Annotated in this window: 13 protein-coding genes and 1 pseudogene; 5 read left to right on the forward strand and 9 right to left on the reverse strand. The window is 39.2% G+C overall.

Going from position 1 to position 16,262, the window contains the following annotated elements; genetic code table 11:
- Positions 1-101 precede the first annotated feature (101 nt).
- A complete protein-coding gene (thyA, locus tag I585_RS14675; protein WP_010741446.1) occupies positions 102-977 on the forward strand; it encodes a thymidylate synthase in 876 nt (291 codons plus the stop codon).
- A 133-nt stretch (positions 978-1,110) separates the two neighbouring features.
- On the opposite strand, the gene I585_RS14680 is transcribed toward thyA, so the two are convergent.
- Complete coding sequence (locus I585_RS14680) at positions 1,111-1,992, reverse strand: LysR family transcriptional regulator (RefSeq protein ID WP_010741447.1); 882 nt, start codon at positions 1,990-1,992, stop codon at positions 1,111-1,113.
- A gap of 131 nt (positions 1,993-2,123) precedes the next feature.
- Here I585_RS14680 and I585_RS14685 point away from each other — a divergent pair, with 131 nt between their 5' ends.
- Positions 2,124-3,086 carry a DMT family transporter gene (locus tag I585_RS14685; protein WP_010741448.1) on the forward strand — a complete coding sequence of 321 codons (963 nt, stop codon included), beginning with the start codon at positions 2,124-2,126 and terminating at the stop codon, positions 3,084-3,086.
- A 137-nt stretch (positions 3,087-3,223) separates the two neighbouring features.
- On the opposite strand, the gene I585_RS14690 is transcribed toward I585_RS14685, so the two are convergent.
- Positions 3,224-4,804 (reverse strand): C39 family peptidase, encoded by a 1,581-nt coding sequence (locus I585_RS14690; protein ID WP_010741449.1) that lies wholly within the window; start codon positions 4,802-4,804, stop codon positions 3,224-3,226.
- Positions 4,805-5,469: 665 nt separating this feature from the next.
- Positions 5,470-5,541, reverse strand: a complete 72-nt coding sequence (locus tag I585_RS23975; protein WP_244912261.1) for a hypothetical protein — start codon at positions 5,539-5,541, stop codon at positions 5,470-5,472.
- Positions 5,542-5,899: 358 nt separating this feature from the next.
- On the opposite strand from I585_RS23975, the gene I585_RS14695 reads away from it, so the two are divergent.
- A complete protein-coding gene (locus tag I585_RS14695) occupies positions 5,900-8,101 on the forward strand; it encodes an ATP-dependent helicase (protein ID WP_010741450.1) in 2,202 nt (733 codons plus the stop codon).
- Between the two features lie 26 nt (positions 8,102-8,127).
- Here the strand turns inward: I585_RS14695 and I585_RS14700 are convergent.
- Positions 8,128-8,802: pseudogene (locus tag I585_RS14700) on the reverse strand (IS256 family transposase); the annotation flags it as partial.
- Between the two features lie 98 nt (positions 8,803-8,900).
- Between I585_RS14700 and istA the strand changes: the two are divergent.
- Complete coding sequence (gene istA / locus I585_RS14705; RefSeq protein WP_010741239.1) at positions 8,901-10,127, forward strand: IS21 family transposase; 1,227 nt, start codon at positions 8,901-8,903, stop codon at positions 10,125-10,127.
- A gap of 10 nt (positions 10,128-10,137) precedes the next feature.
- On the forward strand, positions 10,138-10,899 hold the full coding sequence (gene istB, locus I585_RS14710) for an IS21-like element helper ATPase IstB (protein ID WP_003129321.1): 762 nt from the start codon (positions 10,138-10,140) through the stop codon (positions 10,897-10,899).
- Between the two features lie 98 nt (positions 10,900-10,997).
- Here the strand turns inward: istB and I585_RS14715 are convergent, their stop codons facing one another.
- The 5 genes from I585_RS14715 to I585_RS14735 form a co-directional block, all read right to left on the reverse strand.
- Complete coding sequence (locus tag I585_RS14715) at positions 10,998-11,807, reverse strand: CPBP family intramembrane glutamic endopeptidase (protein WP_010741453.1); 810 nt, start codon at positions 11,805-11,807, stop codon at positions 10,998-11,000.
- Positions 11,808-11,870: 63 nt separating this feature from the next.
- Positions 11,871-12,662, reverse strand: a complete 792-nt coding sequence (locus I585_RS14720; protein ID WP_010741454.1) for an ABC transporter permease — start codon at positions 12,660-12,662, stop codon at positions 11,871-11,873.
- 13 nt (positions 12,663-12,675) lie between these two features.
- A complete protein-coding gene (locus tag I585_RS14725) occupies positions 12,676-13,593 on the reverse strand; it encodes an ATP-binding cassette domain-containing protein (protein WP_010741455.1) in 918 nt (305 codons plus the stop codon).
- A 470-nt stretch (positions 13,594-14,063) separates the two neighbouring features.
- On the reverse strand, positions 14,064-15,371 hold the full coding sequence (locus tag I585_RS14730; protein WP_034709055.1) for a sensor histidine kinase: 1,308 nt from the start codon (positions 15,369-15,371) through the stop codon (positions 14,064-14,066).
- Positions 15,364-16,056 carry a response regulator transcription factor gene (locus tag I585_RS14735; RefSeq protein WP_010741457.1) on the reverse strand — a complete coding sequence of 231 codons (693 nt, stop codon included), beginning with the start codon at positions 16,054-16,056 and terminating at the stop codon, positions 15,364-15,366. The genes I585_RS14730 and I585_RS14735 overlap by 8 nt, the downstream gene beginning before the upstream one ends.
- Positions 16,057-16,262 lie beyond the last annotated feature (206 nt).

The raw sequence follows: 16,262 nt of genomic DNA on the forward strand, positions 1-16,262 counted from the left end.
CAGGCTTTACTGTAACCAGATGATTCCTAAAGAATTTTTAATCCACGAATCGGCCGGAATGTGTTAAACTCAGACAAAAGCAAAAAAAGAGGAGAATTCTTGTGACTGAATATACTGGCTTCGACAAAATTTATCGCGACATCGTCATGGATATCATTGAAAATGGCACCGATCAAGACCCTGCTTTGGTGCGGGCAAAATACGCCGATGGCAGCCCTGCCCCAACTCGTTTTATCCAAGGCGTGAATTTTAAAATTACTCCAGAAGACGGTATTCCGATTTTAAAATCAAAACGCGTATTCCAAAAGACTCCCTTAATCGAATTGGAATGGATCTGGCAAGAATTATCCAACGACGTGACGTGGCTGCAAGACCACAAATGTAAGGTCTGGAACGAATGGACCGACGAAAACAATACGATTGGTAAAGCATACGGCTACCAGTTAGCAAAAAAATGCCGCAAGCTGCCTGACCACGCTGAAAAACTGAACCAAGTCGAATACGTTCTGCATCAATTAGAAAACAATCCCGGCTCACGCCGCATCATGACCAGCTTGTGGGATGTTGACGATTTAGACGAAATGACGCTAGAACCTTGTGTCTGGGCTACCAACTGGAAAGCCAACAAGGGCATCCTTGATCTGCATGTCAAACAACGCTCTGCCGACATGGCCCTAGGCAATCCATTTAACGTTTATCAGTATGCCGTCTTACACCGCCTAATCGCTGATCAACTAGGCTTTGAATTAGGTACGATGCACTGGTCGATCGATGACGCTCATGTTTACGACCGCCACATCGATGCCTTGAAGGATCAATTATCACAACCAGTTCCTGACAGTGAACCAACATTGGTTTTACCTGATAAATTCGACGCTGACGGCAATCAACGTTCTTTCTTTGAACGCCGCATGTCCGATGCAAAACTGGAAGGCTACGAAAATAACGGCGTGATCAAGTATGAGATCGCGGAATAAAAATTTATAATTAGCGTTTACTTACGTTCCTTCCTCTTGTGAAGGGACTTTTTTTTGATGTAGCCGTCCTTCCCAAATAAAAAAAGGACCAATAATTAAATTGGCCCAGTTACTACTGATTATTCACTAATTTTTACCCAATAACCTCTTCAATCAGCGACAAAAACAGCCGCATTTGCTTGGTAACATACTTGTTTTTATGATAGGCGTACAGAGCGATGATTTCCTCGTCGAGTTCGGTGGCTACTGGAATCAACGTTCCCTGCGCCAATTCTTCGGTTAACGCAAATTCTGGCAAATAAGCGACACCCATGCGGCTCATGACGTTCTTTTTGATGGCCTCCGCGCTCCACAATTGCATCGAACAATTCAACACGATATCGCGTTCCTTTAAATAATGATCGATCGCTTCTTGAAAAACACTGTCGGGATAATAGCTGATCAGATCGATCGTCTTTTTCTGCCCCGGTGTCGTGAAATCAAGCACCTCAGGATCTTCTTCAGGGGAGGCAATCAACAGCGCCTTAAAACGAGATAAAACCGTGCTCACGATCGAGCTGTCCTCCCCGCTGACATCATAGTGAATACCAATATCTACGCTGCCATCCAGCACACCTGCCCGCACACTGTCACAATCCTGGATCAAAATAGACAATTTTACCTGTGGCGCCGCTTCCTTGAACCGCTTCAAGACCGGCTGCATCTTATAAATCAATAGCGTTTCAGGCATAGCAACCACCAATGTGCCCTTCAATTCATTCATTTCCTTCTCGCAATTGTACAGTGAATCCATGGCATGCAAGATCGCATCGACATGCGGCAATACACTTTCCCCCGCCTGCGTCAGCACCATCTTTCGTCCAACCTTTTCAAATAATTGAAGCTGCAGCTCTTCCTCTAGCTGTTGAATGTGAAAAGTAACAGTTGAAGGCGCATAGTTCAGTTCACGCGAAGCCCCTTGAAAACTCCCTGTCCGTAAAATCGTTTTAAACGTCTGCAAATATTTCAAATCCATTTTCTTCACCCTTTATTCGGCATTGTCGAATCATCATTTCTAAAGATTCGAATATTCAAAACCTTTTATTAGTGATAGTTTATAGGAAAGGGAATGTTCTTGCAAGGACATTCGGATTTAAGAGGTGCAAAATGAACAAAACATTACAAAAAACCAGTACAGTTACAATCTTGGCCCTCATTTGCTGTGGCCTATGGGGGAGCGCTTTTCCCTTCGTTAAAGTCAGCTATGAATGGTTCCATATTCAAGGAATTCCCAGTCAAATCCTGTTTGCCGGCTATCGCTTTTTCCTTTCCGGCGTGCTGACCTTCATCATTGGCTGCTTAATAGAAAAACGATTGCTGACCATCAAACGTACATCGATTCCCGCCGTCTTTGGCCAAGGTCTGCTGCAAACGACGATCCAATACGCTTTTTTCTATATCGGGCTGGCTCACACCACTGGGACGAAAAGCTCCGTCATTGATGCCTCCAGCTCCTTCATCTCGATTATCGCGACACATTTTTGGATCAAATCAGAACGAATGACTTGGACAAAAACGATTGGCTGTACTCTGGGCTTTCTTGGCGTGATCGTCATTAATCTGACCCCCGGCTCGTGGGAAAACAGCTTTCAATTCAAAGGCGAAGGTCTGCTGTGCATCACCGCAATCGCTTATGGACTAAGTACCGTCACTTCAAAAATTCTGACCGATCGCGAACCGCCCGTAGCAATCACCGCCTATCAATTGCTTTTTGGCGGCGGCACTCTGATCGTGATCGGCTGGTTAATGAAGGGCTCGGTTGGTAGCTTTGACACAAAAGGTCTCATACTATTCGCCTATCTAGTCTTTTTATCCGCCGCAGGCTTCGGCATCTGGACGCTGCTATTAAAATACAATCCAGTCGAAAAGGTTGCCATCTTCGGCTTCACCATTCCAGTATTCGGTGTCGCCCTATCCGCATTGCTGCTAAATGAAGTACTTTTCTCCATGCGTAATCTGCTTTCACTACTGCTTGTTTCGGCAGGCATTCTGATCGTCAATCGCAACCAGAAAGAACGAGAAAAAACCGGTGAACGTTTATCACGAAAAGAACATCCGCTTGGAAGATAAATTAAATAACTGACCAACAAAAAAACTGTCACAACGAGCAGATGATTCCCGCTAATTTTGACAGTTTATTTATTCGGATTACACTTCTCTTAACGAAGTAATCGTGCCCTATAGTTTGGCAGATTAGTCAAACTACCTTAACTAATTCCAATCGCGCGACCATCCCACTCTTTAGCAAAGTCGGTAATCGACACCCAGGCCATCGCACCACGATCATAAGTCTTATTCGGACCACCCGATCCAGCTTTCGCGCTTGAGCTATAGTACAACGGATCATACACTAAGAATTTATTGTCCTTGTATCCAGCGATGACCTTGCAATGATTGCGGATCGTGTTCGCTTGATACGAAGAATAGCCATAATACAAAACAGGATTGCCATTAATGATCCGGTCAACAATATTCTGCGTGCTGATATTGCTGATATTCGACACATTCTTATACCATTTCTTCGCATAATTCGCTAGAGAATCCGGAGTGATGACCCAGCCGAAACCAGCCCCCGTATAAACATTCCCCTTCTGTCCGCCCTTATCATTCGGATACATCGGTAAATGATCTTGCACATATTTCAGATCGACATTTTTCCCCTTATATCTCAACAACATCGTCATCGAAGCCCCTGCACAGCCCCAAGGACTAAAGACAGGCACATATTGACTCACATACGGCACATTCAACGTTCGTTGTACTGGCGCAATCGGCTGTGCCCCGCCTAACGTGTACCAAGAAATCCCTTCATTTCTCCAACCAACCTTTATCAACGCATTTCGTTCACTTAAAAGCATCGTGTAATGATGAGAACCTGCTCCTCGCGAATTCGGGTTAAACACACGATACATCGGCATCCCAGCCCAAGGCGTGTGCCAAGCAATCCCTTCATAGCGCCAGCCAGAGCGTTTCAAATTATCTCTTTCTTTCCCATCAAGCGTAAAGAAATGCTCGCCCGAATTCGGATTATAAATTCTAAATAATTGTCTGCCAGACAAAGGCACCCGCATACTGATTCCTTCATAACGCCAGCCAAGCTTCACCAAATAATTTTTCTCATTCAAATTCATGGTGTGCAGATGTTCCCCAGAATTCGGATTATACACACGATAAATCGCAATTGTCGGAGCTGCGGCAGCTTTCGTTTCCGCTTTTGGAGCAGACGCAACCGCTGCTTTTGGTGCAGCCGTGGCAGCCTTTGGCGGCGTTGAAGCAACTGTATTCTTATTAGTTGTCACTTCCTGTTTAGCACTGCTATCTACAACCGGCTTTTCAACCACTTCCGGAGCATCAGGAACCGTTGAATCCCCTGTCTTGTTCTCGTCAACCTCTTTCGGATCAGTTACTTCCTCCTCATCCGTTGGTTTGGTCTCATCAGTCTCTTTCGGCTCCTCTATTGGGATCTCTTGTTCAGTAGTGCCGCCAGGCCCATCCGTCTCAGTAGGTGTACTCGGTTCAACCGGTTCCGTTGTTTCTGTTGACGGCGGCGTTTCCGCGACTTCCCCTTCCACATCATTAACTTGATTCTCATTCGAAGGAGCAGCCTCTACCACTGCTGCCGACTCCGGCTCGACTACCTGAACAACCTGCTCTTTACCAACCTCATCCGCATACGCAACATGTTCATCCGTCGCAAATGCAGAAGCACCCAACAATCCCAAAAAGATAATCGGTGCAACAACCCACGTTTTTTTCCTCTTGTACATCCTGAATCTCTTCTTTTCCATCTTTACCCTCCTAAAAAATAATGATTATCATTATTATTAAACCATGAACCGCTCATTAATAAAAGCCCTTTCAAGAACATTAGTTACTTTATTTGTTTATTTTTGGGTTTGACAATATTTTTTAGATATTTAAGTGATGAATTTTTAGGCAGGATTATTTAAATACATATAGATTTGTATATTTATGAATGATCAGTTTTAAATGCCTTCGTACCCGTGTATTCTATCTTAATTTGCCCCCTGATTGTAACGACTATCATTTAAACCCGTCTGTTGGAAAACTGAGCACTCATGATTTACAAATTCATCTCATTGCATTAATAGATCATCCTTCGATGTAAAACACAGACTTATCCTACATTAGGTGATGCTTAAAACATTTTCTTCTCCAAATTTTTCAAAAATAAATTAAGCGAGTGCCTGATACTTTTCCAGGTAGGTTTCATTTTTGGAGCATATAGAAAAGGCAACACTTAAAACAAGAGACTCTACATCCTTTGTTTTAAACGTCGCCTGCTTGATTAGTTAGACTCTCGATTATTTAATTAGTCGATGGATGTGGAGAATCAAGTACTTCTTGATTTCCAATAACAATGCATTTTGAATCGATTTACCGCATTATTAATGTGATCCACCACCTCGACATAGGTATTGCCATCAAACATTCAATCAAGCTCAGCTCCGAAAGTCGGCCCTCTGCTGATCAGGATATGCTCCAAACCCTTCCTATCAATCATCAAGACAACATTGTTGTTAAAAACTCTTCTTTATTCTCAGCAAGTTCTCACCAGATCCCCCAGCAAACTTTCAATCGATATAATCTCCTTTTTATTGAGACTCAATCAAACATACTATTTGATCATCAAAAGACAGTATTCTGATTTTTTCTGTTAGACTTGAGCTTCCACTCTTTAAAGGTTACAATATTCGTTAATTCGATAACCAATAAAAATACTTGTAATGTAGTTTAATTACGCACACAATTAATGTTACTACATTTCTATAGAAATAGTTATTATTTTTTTGTGATGGATATAGCAAATAGTTCAGCAAGACTATTTATTAATCGAGAAAACTCATCTGAAGGAGGAACGAATGAATTCAAAGCCTTTACTTAATAAAATTTCTGATTACTTTTTTAGTATGAGTGACGAAAAATCTAAATTGACTGCAGAATTAAAAATATTAAAACAACAATTAAAAGAGCAAAAAGAGAATATTGATAAATTGACCTCGAAAATCGAAAACAAAGAAAAACGAATGGATGAACTTAATACGCTGACAGAAACTTTAAGGAAAGAAAATGAAGTAAAAATTAGCGACAACCTTTTGCTTTCAAATAAATTGAAGGTCTATGAAGATAGATTTGGAATAATTGAAACAATACCAAATCCTACTTCTGATTTATTCTCTCCTACTGATCCTGATGCCAATGTACTATATCATCTGATAAAATTTAATGGCGGTAATAAATTTAGTTCGGATCAATTAGCAGCTATTCGTTTCGACATGAAAACTCATTTGAGAATAATAGCGGGAGCGGGAAGTGGAAAAACTCAAACTATTTGTGCAAAAGCAGCCTATTTAGTTCAATACCAACAGATCAAAGAAGAATCGATCGTAATGTGTACTTTTTCAAACAAAGCTGCTCAAGAAATGAATGAACGAGTCGTAAAATATATGAACGGTAATAACAAAATCAAGGTAAAAACATTTCATAGCTGGTTCAACCATGAAGTTCAGATTTTGAAAGAAACATTTCCTCATCTATCAAACGTAGGAATACCAGGGGAAATAAAAAAAGAGAAAATTGACAAAGTCATCAGAAACTTGATTAAGAAGTACAATCTATACAATTTTGATAAATTTGAAGACACGAGCATCGTAAAGCGTTTGAGTTATTGGATAAATATGGGGTTTACTGACACAGACATCATACATTTTATTGAGGAACATTTTGATAAAGAGAATTTTTTTGAAGACACAAAACTAAGCACTGTTTTTAAACTTTTTCTAGATGAATTCGAAACAATAAAACGTAGTGATGGAATCATTTCTTTTGATGATATGATGAACAATTTGAAACTCATTTTGGAAACTGATGAAATTGCTTTAAAGTATATACGCGATAAATATCGTTATATTTTCATCGATGAATTCCAGGATATCAATTCTCTACAAAAACGAATCATTGAACTGATTTGTCCACCCGATAAAGAAAATGGTACTAAATCAAAGACGAAATTGATTATTGTAGGTGATGACGACCAGAGCATTTACTATTTTCGTGGAGCTGAACCTAAGTACATTAAGGAGTTTGATCAAGAATATGAACAAACCTCATTAAGTTTAATGACAAATTACCGATCAAACCTTCCGATTGTTCAAGCCGGTAACGTCCTTATTCAAAACAATGAACACGATCGAATTTCAAAGTCTATGGTAGCGAATAATAAGGATATTTCTAACGATTGTTTTATTGCTGGGTTTGAAGACGAAAATTCCGAAGCCAACTGGATAACTGACAATATCTTTAAACTGGCCGAAAAAGAAGAACCCTTTGCTTTCGACAATTCTCATCCAAACTATTCCGATATATTAGTTCTATATCCAACAAAATTACAACTTAGATCACTCATGAAGTACTTAACAATGAAAGACATTCCTTTCGTAACAAAAGTTGAAGACAACCTCTTAGGCATCTTTTCAATAAATTTGTTCAAAGTGCAGTTTGATTTACTTAAAAAAGCAAGAAGTGCTAAAAACAGACAGGAAAAAGAAGAAGTTCTTAAAGAATTGATTCAACAGTATGCCTCATGCTTCTATATCAAATATGCTACTAGTGCTTCGTTTGCAAATAGATTCTTTGCTAATGAGCAATATCCCGACGAGAATATCAGTAAGGAAATTGTTCATTTTCTTGGTAAAGAGAGACGATTATCAAGTAAAGAAAAGTTTTCTTCTATGATTTTCTTTGAACAAGTAGAATCCCTGCTAAATCATAATGATTTAGATTTGAAAAAAATTGCTGATTCACTCATAAATACGCGAAAATTCAAAGCTGACTTGGACGAAGAGGAATTATTATGGTTGAAGAACGAACTATACGATAAAGAGAATTGGAAAGGTCTTTCAAATTACCATCAACAAACTGTGACGCAAAATGACAACATAAAAAAACGTTTAGATGAATATGATAGTGGTCGACTCAATGCTGTTTGTCTTATGACTATTCATTCAAGTAAGGGGCTAGGAAAAAAGAATGTTTTTGTCAGAGGTGTTTACGAGGGTCTGTAAAGAGTTTTGTGTAAGTTCTTTTTCCTTTAAATATAATCAGTCACGCGATTTTCAAAAAAGATGACAAATTGTGACAAAATCTGACCCCAATTTTGGACCTTCATGGTCCATTTTTTTGTAACATCCATCGTAATGAGATACAGCATTTTTAGCAGTGACTCATCCGATGGAAAGACACTTTTTGACTTTGTTGGCTTGCGAAGCTGCCGGTGAAATCCTTCAATCACATTCGTTGTGTAAATGATGCGGCGTAATTCTGCAGGATACTTGAAAAAGGTCGCTAATTCCGTCCAATTGTCCATCCAGCTTTTTGTGATAATTGGATATTTTTTACCCCATTTTTCATCAAATGTACTGAGCGCCTCCAACGCTAATTCTTCTGTGGAAGCTTTATAGATAGGCTTTAAATCAGTCGTTACCGCTTTCAAGTCCTTATAGCCGACAAATCGAATACTGTTGCGGATTTGATGCACGATACATTTTTGAACTTCTGTTTTCGGAAAAGTTGCTTGAATCGCGTCACTAAACCCTACTAGATTATCCGTACAGGCAATCAAAATGTCCTGTACTCCGCGATTTTTCAATTCATTTAACACAAGCAGCCAGAATTTTGACGACTCGTTTTCACCAATCCATATACCTAGAACATCCTTGTAGCCTTCAATCGTTACTCCTAAAACGACATAAGCCGCTTTTTGTAAAGGGCCACGATAAAATGTAGGAAAAGGGCCATCGAAAATGTAGGTTAGATTTAAAATCTGATATTCTTTTTCATGAAACCATTCAAGGAGAGTGACTCATGCGAAAAGATGTCTTAGAAGGAGTCTTACGACACATTATGAACGATATTCAACCTAACTATGCAGCCATGGCCAAGCAATATAATTGTGATTACCGAACAGTCAAGCGTTACTATGAAGCTGGAACTAAAGGGGAAGTAGAACAGATCAAAAAGAGACAATCTTCTGCTCCTCTTTTATTAAGCGGTTTTGAAGAAATTATTAAAGATAAAATGGAGTTAAGCTGTTCCGCTTCTTCAATTTATTATTTTATTAAGAAAAAAGGATATCAAGGTGGCTATACCACCGTCAAACGATATTGTCGGAACTATCGAGAAAAGCGTGTAAAAAAGGCAACCATTCGAATTGAAACGACGCCAGGTCTTTCTGCTCAAGTCGATTGGAAAGAAAATATTAAGATGGTGAGTAAACATGGTGAAGTCTTTTACTTCAATCTTTTTCTATATATTCTAGGCTATTCTCGCATGAAATACTTAGAGGTAACCTTTGATCGAACCCAAGCGAATGTCTTCAATTGTTTGGTCAATGCGTTTGAGTACTGCGGGAATGGTGTTCCTCAAGAAATTTGGTTTGACAATATGAAAACAGTTGTTGATAGAAGTAAAAGCCAATTTGGTCAAACCGTTTTTAACGAAAAATTTCGTCAATTTGCTAAAGATGCTGGATTCAATCCGATTGCTTGTCGCCCTTTTCGTCCACAAACCAAAGGCAAAGTTGAAGCTTTAGCTCGTACTGTTAACCGCTTAATGGTCTTTAACTACGAGTTTGAAAATGAGCAGGAGCTAAAACGAATCGTCTATGAGTTTATGAATGACTTAAATAATGAACGTTCTCAAGCAGTGAATAATCATCCCTCTAAGCTTCTTATAGATGAACAATCGGTGTTGCGTCCTTTCAATCGTTTAGAATTAGTCAGATATGTTTCTAGAACCCAACACGTAATTAGAAAAGTTTCCATTGAATCCATGGTCCAATATCAAAACTCAAAGTATTCTGTTCCCGTGAAATATATTGGTAAAGAGGTAACTTTAGATGTCCGTAAGGACAGTCTATTCATTTGGTATGGCCATCAATGTATTCGCTCGCACCCATTAAGCAAAAAAACCTTAAATTATCAACGTGATGACTCTCTTGAGATTCTTCGATCTGATGTCTTCAAATACTTAGAAGACGAAGAGTTGGAGCGCTTTGTAGAAGAAAATTTAGATGCTTACGATGAATTATAAGGAGGCTCATATGTCAAATTACCATCAGTTATTAAATCAATTATCAGATTTAAATCTTACCTGTATCAAAGAAATTTTACCTGCCCATTTAGATGAAGTAGCTAAAAATGAACAATCTCTAGTTGATTCTTTATTTGAATTAACACATCAAGAAATTAGCTATCGTAGAAAGGAGACCCAAAGAAAAATTTTAAAACGGGCAATGTTTCCCTATCATAAACGCCTTCATGATTTTAACTTTGATTTTCAACCCAAAATCAAAAAAAGTGAAATTCAAGATTTAGTGACATTACGCTTTTTAGACACGTATGACAACCTTTTATTCATTGGAAATAGCGGTGTTGGAAAAACTCATTTAGCCGTTTCAATTGGTTTAGAGTGTATTGATAGAGGGCAGAGCTGTTTATTTATCACTAGTACAGAACTGGTTAATCGACTTATCCGGGCACATAAACGTGGGACAAGTGATACCATGCTCAAAAAATATGCGAGCTATTCTGTATTAATTATTGATGAAGTCGGGTATCTCCCCTTCTCAAAAGAAGGATCTAACTTACTGTTTCAACTAATTAATATGCGATACGAAAGAAAATCAACGATTATTACAACGAATATTCCTCTGTCTCAATGGTCCGAAATTTTTGGTAATAAGAAATTGACTAATGCTTTATTGGACCGATTGGTCCATCATTCTAAAATTATTCAAATTACAGGACCTTCCTATCGAATGAAAAGTTATAGTGAAACGAAAGGAAAAGAAACGAAACGATAAAGAGAAAACTACCTACAATTTCAATGGCCCAAAACCAACATTTTATTATGGCCCTTGACACAGTTTATCAATAACCCTGCACAGCCATTTTTTAAAGCTTATATTTCGCTATTTTCAAACGTCCGGTTTTCTTCCAGCAAACCAAGAGATTTCTTTGCATAGAAGTAACAGACAATCAAAAGAATTGAGATCGTTAGTATTCCTGTCTCGCCTACTAGATACGGTTTGTTTTGACCGCTAATAGATTGGTCCAGTAAAACTTGAATGACGAAATTATGTGTAAAATGGAAAAATGCTGCTGGCCAGACGCTTTTTGATTTGAGACTTAAATAGGACATCGGATAAGACATGGCGATACATTGGATAACATAGATTGGGACTTGATACCAAATCGGAATACTAGACACATAGCCTGTAATTATCAGCGGCAGATGCCAGATAGCCCAAATACAGCCCGTGAGAAATGCTCCTTTGTGATAACCAAAAAGTTTGAACATTTCACGATTCAAGAAACCGCGCCAGCCGATTTCTTCGCCTAAAGCCGTAATAAAAAAGATCGATACATACAGGATCAGGATCAATGGCTGACTTAAAAGAGTCCCGAGTGTATTGCCTGTAATGACATCACTTCCCCGCATAATCAGATAGATTCCATAAGACAAAAGACTATATAAAAGTGGAATCCCTATGCCTAATAACACGTAGTTCAGTTTAAAAGCTTTCAGGTTAAAAATCTTATCCTCGCGATAATAAAGCCGCTTAACGATTATCGCAGCTACTCCTGGACACCACATTAATAGATTTGCCATATTCATTAGTTGATAGTTGATAATAAGGACATAGAAGATTGAGCTTAATGCAAAGCAGATAATCAGATATGCGATCACTGATTTTTTGGTAGTTTTCATAAAAGTCTCCTTTCGAAAGTTGAAATTTTTATTTGTTAAAAGCCCACGATTTTCATTTCTTTTTTATGTGACGTCTGCGTTTGAATACAGTCGTGATCCAATAAACAGCAGAAGTGCATCCAAGCTAATCCAAAATAGGAGAACCATACCCACATACATTAGAGGAAACTCCCAAAATCTAGACAGCATAGAAAATGCGGACAGCGGGTCACAAAGTGTCAGCCACTCAGCTTTCGGAAATAGCTGATAAATTTGATAAGTGAAGGATGGAAAGGCGATCAAGCCGATTAAATAAATCGCAATGGTGATACTTGTTTTCTTGGTAAAAACAATCAGCCCATTGGCGATAGCAATCATCCCGATATACAACGGAACAGATAAGATTATCTGAACTAAAATTCTCATGACTTGAGTTAGATTGAAACCGCCAAATCCAAATAAAATCGTTCCTGCGACGAAACTTACTACTAAACATAACAGCGTATAAGTTAGGCAACATAGAAGTCCAGTAATACATTTTGCGAAATATACCTTCTTGCGATCAACAAAATAGGACAAGCTGTTGCGAATGGTCCCGGTAGAATATTCTGCACCCAGCACGGCTACAGCAAAGGCCAGAATAAAGAATGGGAATAGGCCATCATCCCGCATCTGCTGAACAAACTCCGCGCCATTTCCAGATAATGATCTTGCAGCACTGGCAGTAGATTGAACACCCACACCTCCAAAACCGCTGCTGGAGCCGAGCATGTTGACGCCTGTAATCACGATGATGATCATTCCCGCCAGAAAGACATTGCGAACTGCGGCCCCTTTTTTTATGCGAAAAATATCTGATTGAATGATGTTGGTCATTGGTTATTCTCCCTCATGCTATTTCATCTATTACGCTGATGAAATAGTCTTCCAAATTTATTTTTGTTTCGTTTGATGAATAGATCTTTATGCCGTTCGAACTCAAAAGTTCGATCACTTTTGACGTGTCCTTATGGAAGTCAAAAAGCCGGATTTCCTCTGTAGAATGAACCTCGATTTTTTTCGTATTCATCGCCGAGTGAATGATTTCTTCAGCCTTCACGGCGCTGCTCACCTTCATAGTGATATAGCCCTGCGTATTTTTCTCTAGCTCTTCTTTGGTAAATTCCTTCAACAGCTCACCGTGATGAATAATGCCGTATCTCGTGGCTATTTGAGTAAGCTCTGAAAGAATATGGCTGGAGATGAGAATGGTGATTTTTTTCTCGCGATTTAGCTTACTGATAATTTCACGAAATTCGATCATTCCCGTCGGATCTAATCCATTGATCGGCTCATCTAGGATCAATAATTCAGGCTCGCCCATGATTGCTAACGCAAGACCCAAACGCTGCTTCATTCCAAGAGAAAACTGGTTGAACTTTTTACTTCCAGTCGCATCCAGATTGACTAATTTTAGAACACGCTCGATTTCATTTTCGGCTGTGATCTCTCGTTGGATGCGGTAATATTCCAGATTTTCCCGTGCCGTCATTTTAGGAAAGAAAGCAGGCGTTTCGATCATTGCGCCAATTCTTTTCCTTGCTAAAATTAACTCCCGCTCGTCACTGCTTCCAAAAAGTTCCAGATTTCCGCTTGTTGGGTGGATCAGTGAAGTGATCAAACGTAAGAGGGTGGTTTTGCCGGCTCCATTTTGTCCGATAAATCCGTAAATATCTCCCTGATTCAACGTCATATTTATATTTTTTACACCTGCGCCTCCGGAATATTTTTTTATTAAATTGTTCGTTTTTAAAATCGGTTCCCTCATTTGATGACTCCCCTTCTGTTTGCACACCTTTGAAATGTGGTGGTCTTACTATAGCGATTCAACCTATAATGAACCTTGAATCGTCATTTTATTTTGACGCAAAAAAATCTATTCATTTGTTTCAACGAATAGATTTTTTAAATTTTTATAGTCCGTTTTCTCTTTTTTTAGAGGAAAGATAGCCTTATTTACGCCTAATATATTCTGACCGCCTCCAATCACTTATTTAGTACCGTTGCGTCCTTCTGAAAAAATCACGTTAATGATGATGGTGAGAATCAATGACAGTACGATGGATCGTATAAACATCTCTTTCACCTCCTTTTCGATATTGCCCTTGATATGACTGTCACTATACCTCGGCTAACTATAATGAACCTATAATTCAAGAGACAATTTATAGTTAGCGAACTTCTCCAAAATAAAAAACACCCGCCAATCAAAATGGCGAGCGTTCTAGCGAATAATTTTTATTTTTTTGAAAACTGCTTCTTTAGCGGCAAACGAATTGTAAATACCGTTGTCTCATTCACTGTACTTTCGACGTCAATTTTTCCACCTAGTTGATCAGCGATACCTTGCGCAATGGATAATCCTAAGCCATAGCTGCCTTCATATTTTTGCCGAACCTCATTCGTACGGTAAAATCGATCAAAAATCTTCGGCAGATCCTCATCGGTAATCCCATCACCGGTATTTCGAAAAGTGATTATCCCCTCACGTCCTTTTGCTTCAACTGAAACATCGAACGCCCCATTTTCATTCGTGTATTTGCTGGCATTATCAATGAAAATATCGAAAAGCTGCTGCAATAAGACCTCATCAGTTTTTACTATTACTTTTGCCATGTTTTTATTAATTAAAATCTTTTTTTCTGCGAATTTCGTTTCATAATTGGACAAGGCGTTCGTAAGCAGCTGATCGATTTGTACATTGGTAATAGTCAATTGATCAAAGCTGTTATCGGCTTTGGCGACTGTAAGCAATTTGTTCACCAGTCCATTCATTCGTTTGGTTCCGCTGGAAATATTGTTCAGCCATTTTATCTGCTCACTGATCGTCTCTTCTTGACTAGAATAAAGCACATCGACATTCGTTGAAATGATGCTTAGCGGTGTCTTTAACTCATGAGAAGCATCCGTTATAAACTGCTTTTGCTTTTTCCAAGCCTCTTCGACTGGATGAAGCGCACGATTCGTAAAGAAAATAATGACTAAAAAGAAGAAAAGCAGTAATCCGATCCCTACGATAATTAGAGTCATCGCCAGAGAAGACAAATTCTTTTTCGAGTCCGTGATATCTAAAAAACGCATAAGATACGTCTCATCATTCTCGCCGTTAGTCTGATCACTACTGCCATAATCAAAATTTGCAATAGCTGGAGCGACAACGTATTGCCATTCCCGTCCGTTCATTTTTATAACGCCGCCGTCCTGATTCTTCCAAGCATATTTTGCTGCCTTGTTGTATTGATCCTTTGTCAGCTTCAGGGCAGAATCGATCATGATTGGCTTGCCGGATTTGTTCACCAGCATATTGAAATAAACCCCGGCCCCCGTCACGATGCGGTTGATTTCCATGGCATCCTCGCTCTTTTCATCGAAGGTCACCTTGCCGCCAGTGATCCGCAGCTGCTCCGCCTGATTCAATTTTTCGTAGTTATCCGACTTTTGATTCAGATAGGTCGTGACAAAAATAGCTGTGAAAGCCGCAATCAAAATAATCGCCACAAGCCCTGTCGTCATCGCGATCAATCGTTTCCTAAACTGATTAATCATCGGCGTCACCCTTAGAAAAATCCAAACGATAACCTAGATTCCGCACCACTTTGATCTGAGTCATACTCTCGACTTGCTTCAATTTCTTTCTTAAAAGAGAGACTTGCATCTCCACATGATTGTATTCAGCATCCGAATCATAACCCCAAACCTTCTCTAGGATTCGATCCTTAGAAGATAGCTGCGGATAATTAGCAACTAAGATTTCTAAAATATTCGCCTCTTTTCTAGTTAAGGCTAGTTCGCCAGTTTGAGTTTTTAAGCTCAGATTGTAGGGATTCAGTTCAAAATCACCAAAGGAAAGAATCCCATCGATTTTGAATTCGCCTTTTCGTCTGCTCAAAGCCTTCAGCCGAGCCAGCAGCTCTTGATATTGGAACGGTTTGCAGAGATAATCGTCTGCGCCACTGTTTAAACCGTCCACGCGATCATCCAGTTCTCCCTTTGCGGTCAACATAAGGATCGGAATTTCGATCCCAGCTTCCCGCGCTTCTGTTAAAATCGTCAAACCATCCTTTTTCGGGAGCATAATATCTAAGATTGCCAAATCATAAACTCCTGAAAGTAAGCAATCGAATCCATACTCGCCATCTTCTGCTATATCAACTAAGTATCCTTGTTTTTTTAAAATTTGAGCCGTTGCTTCGGCCAGCATCGCCTCATCCTCAACTAGTAAAAGTTTCATCCATCGTCCTCCTTAAAACTGAGACTCTTTTTAATTATAACGAATGAACCTCTAATGAATCTTGAATTACAAAAATAACCCGCATAATAAAATATTTTTTTAACTATCTGATAGAAAACTTGTGTTCATTTACAGCGAATACCATTTATCTCCCCAAACTACAGCTTCATTATAGGTTCACCTATTATAGTGAGCGCATAAAATTG

It is taken from the genome of Enterococcus malodoratus ATCC 43197 (assembly GCF_000407185.1).
Classification (GTDB): Bacteria; Bacillota; Bacilli; order Lactobacillales; family Enterococcaceae; genus Enterococcus_A; species Enterococcus_A malodoratus.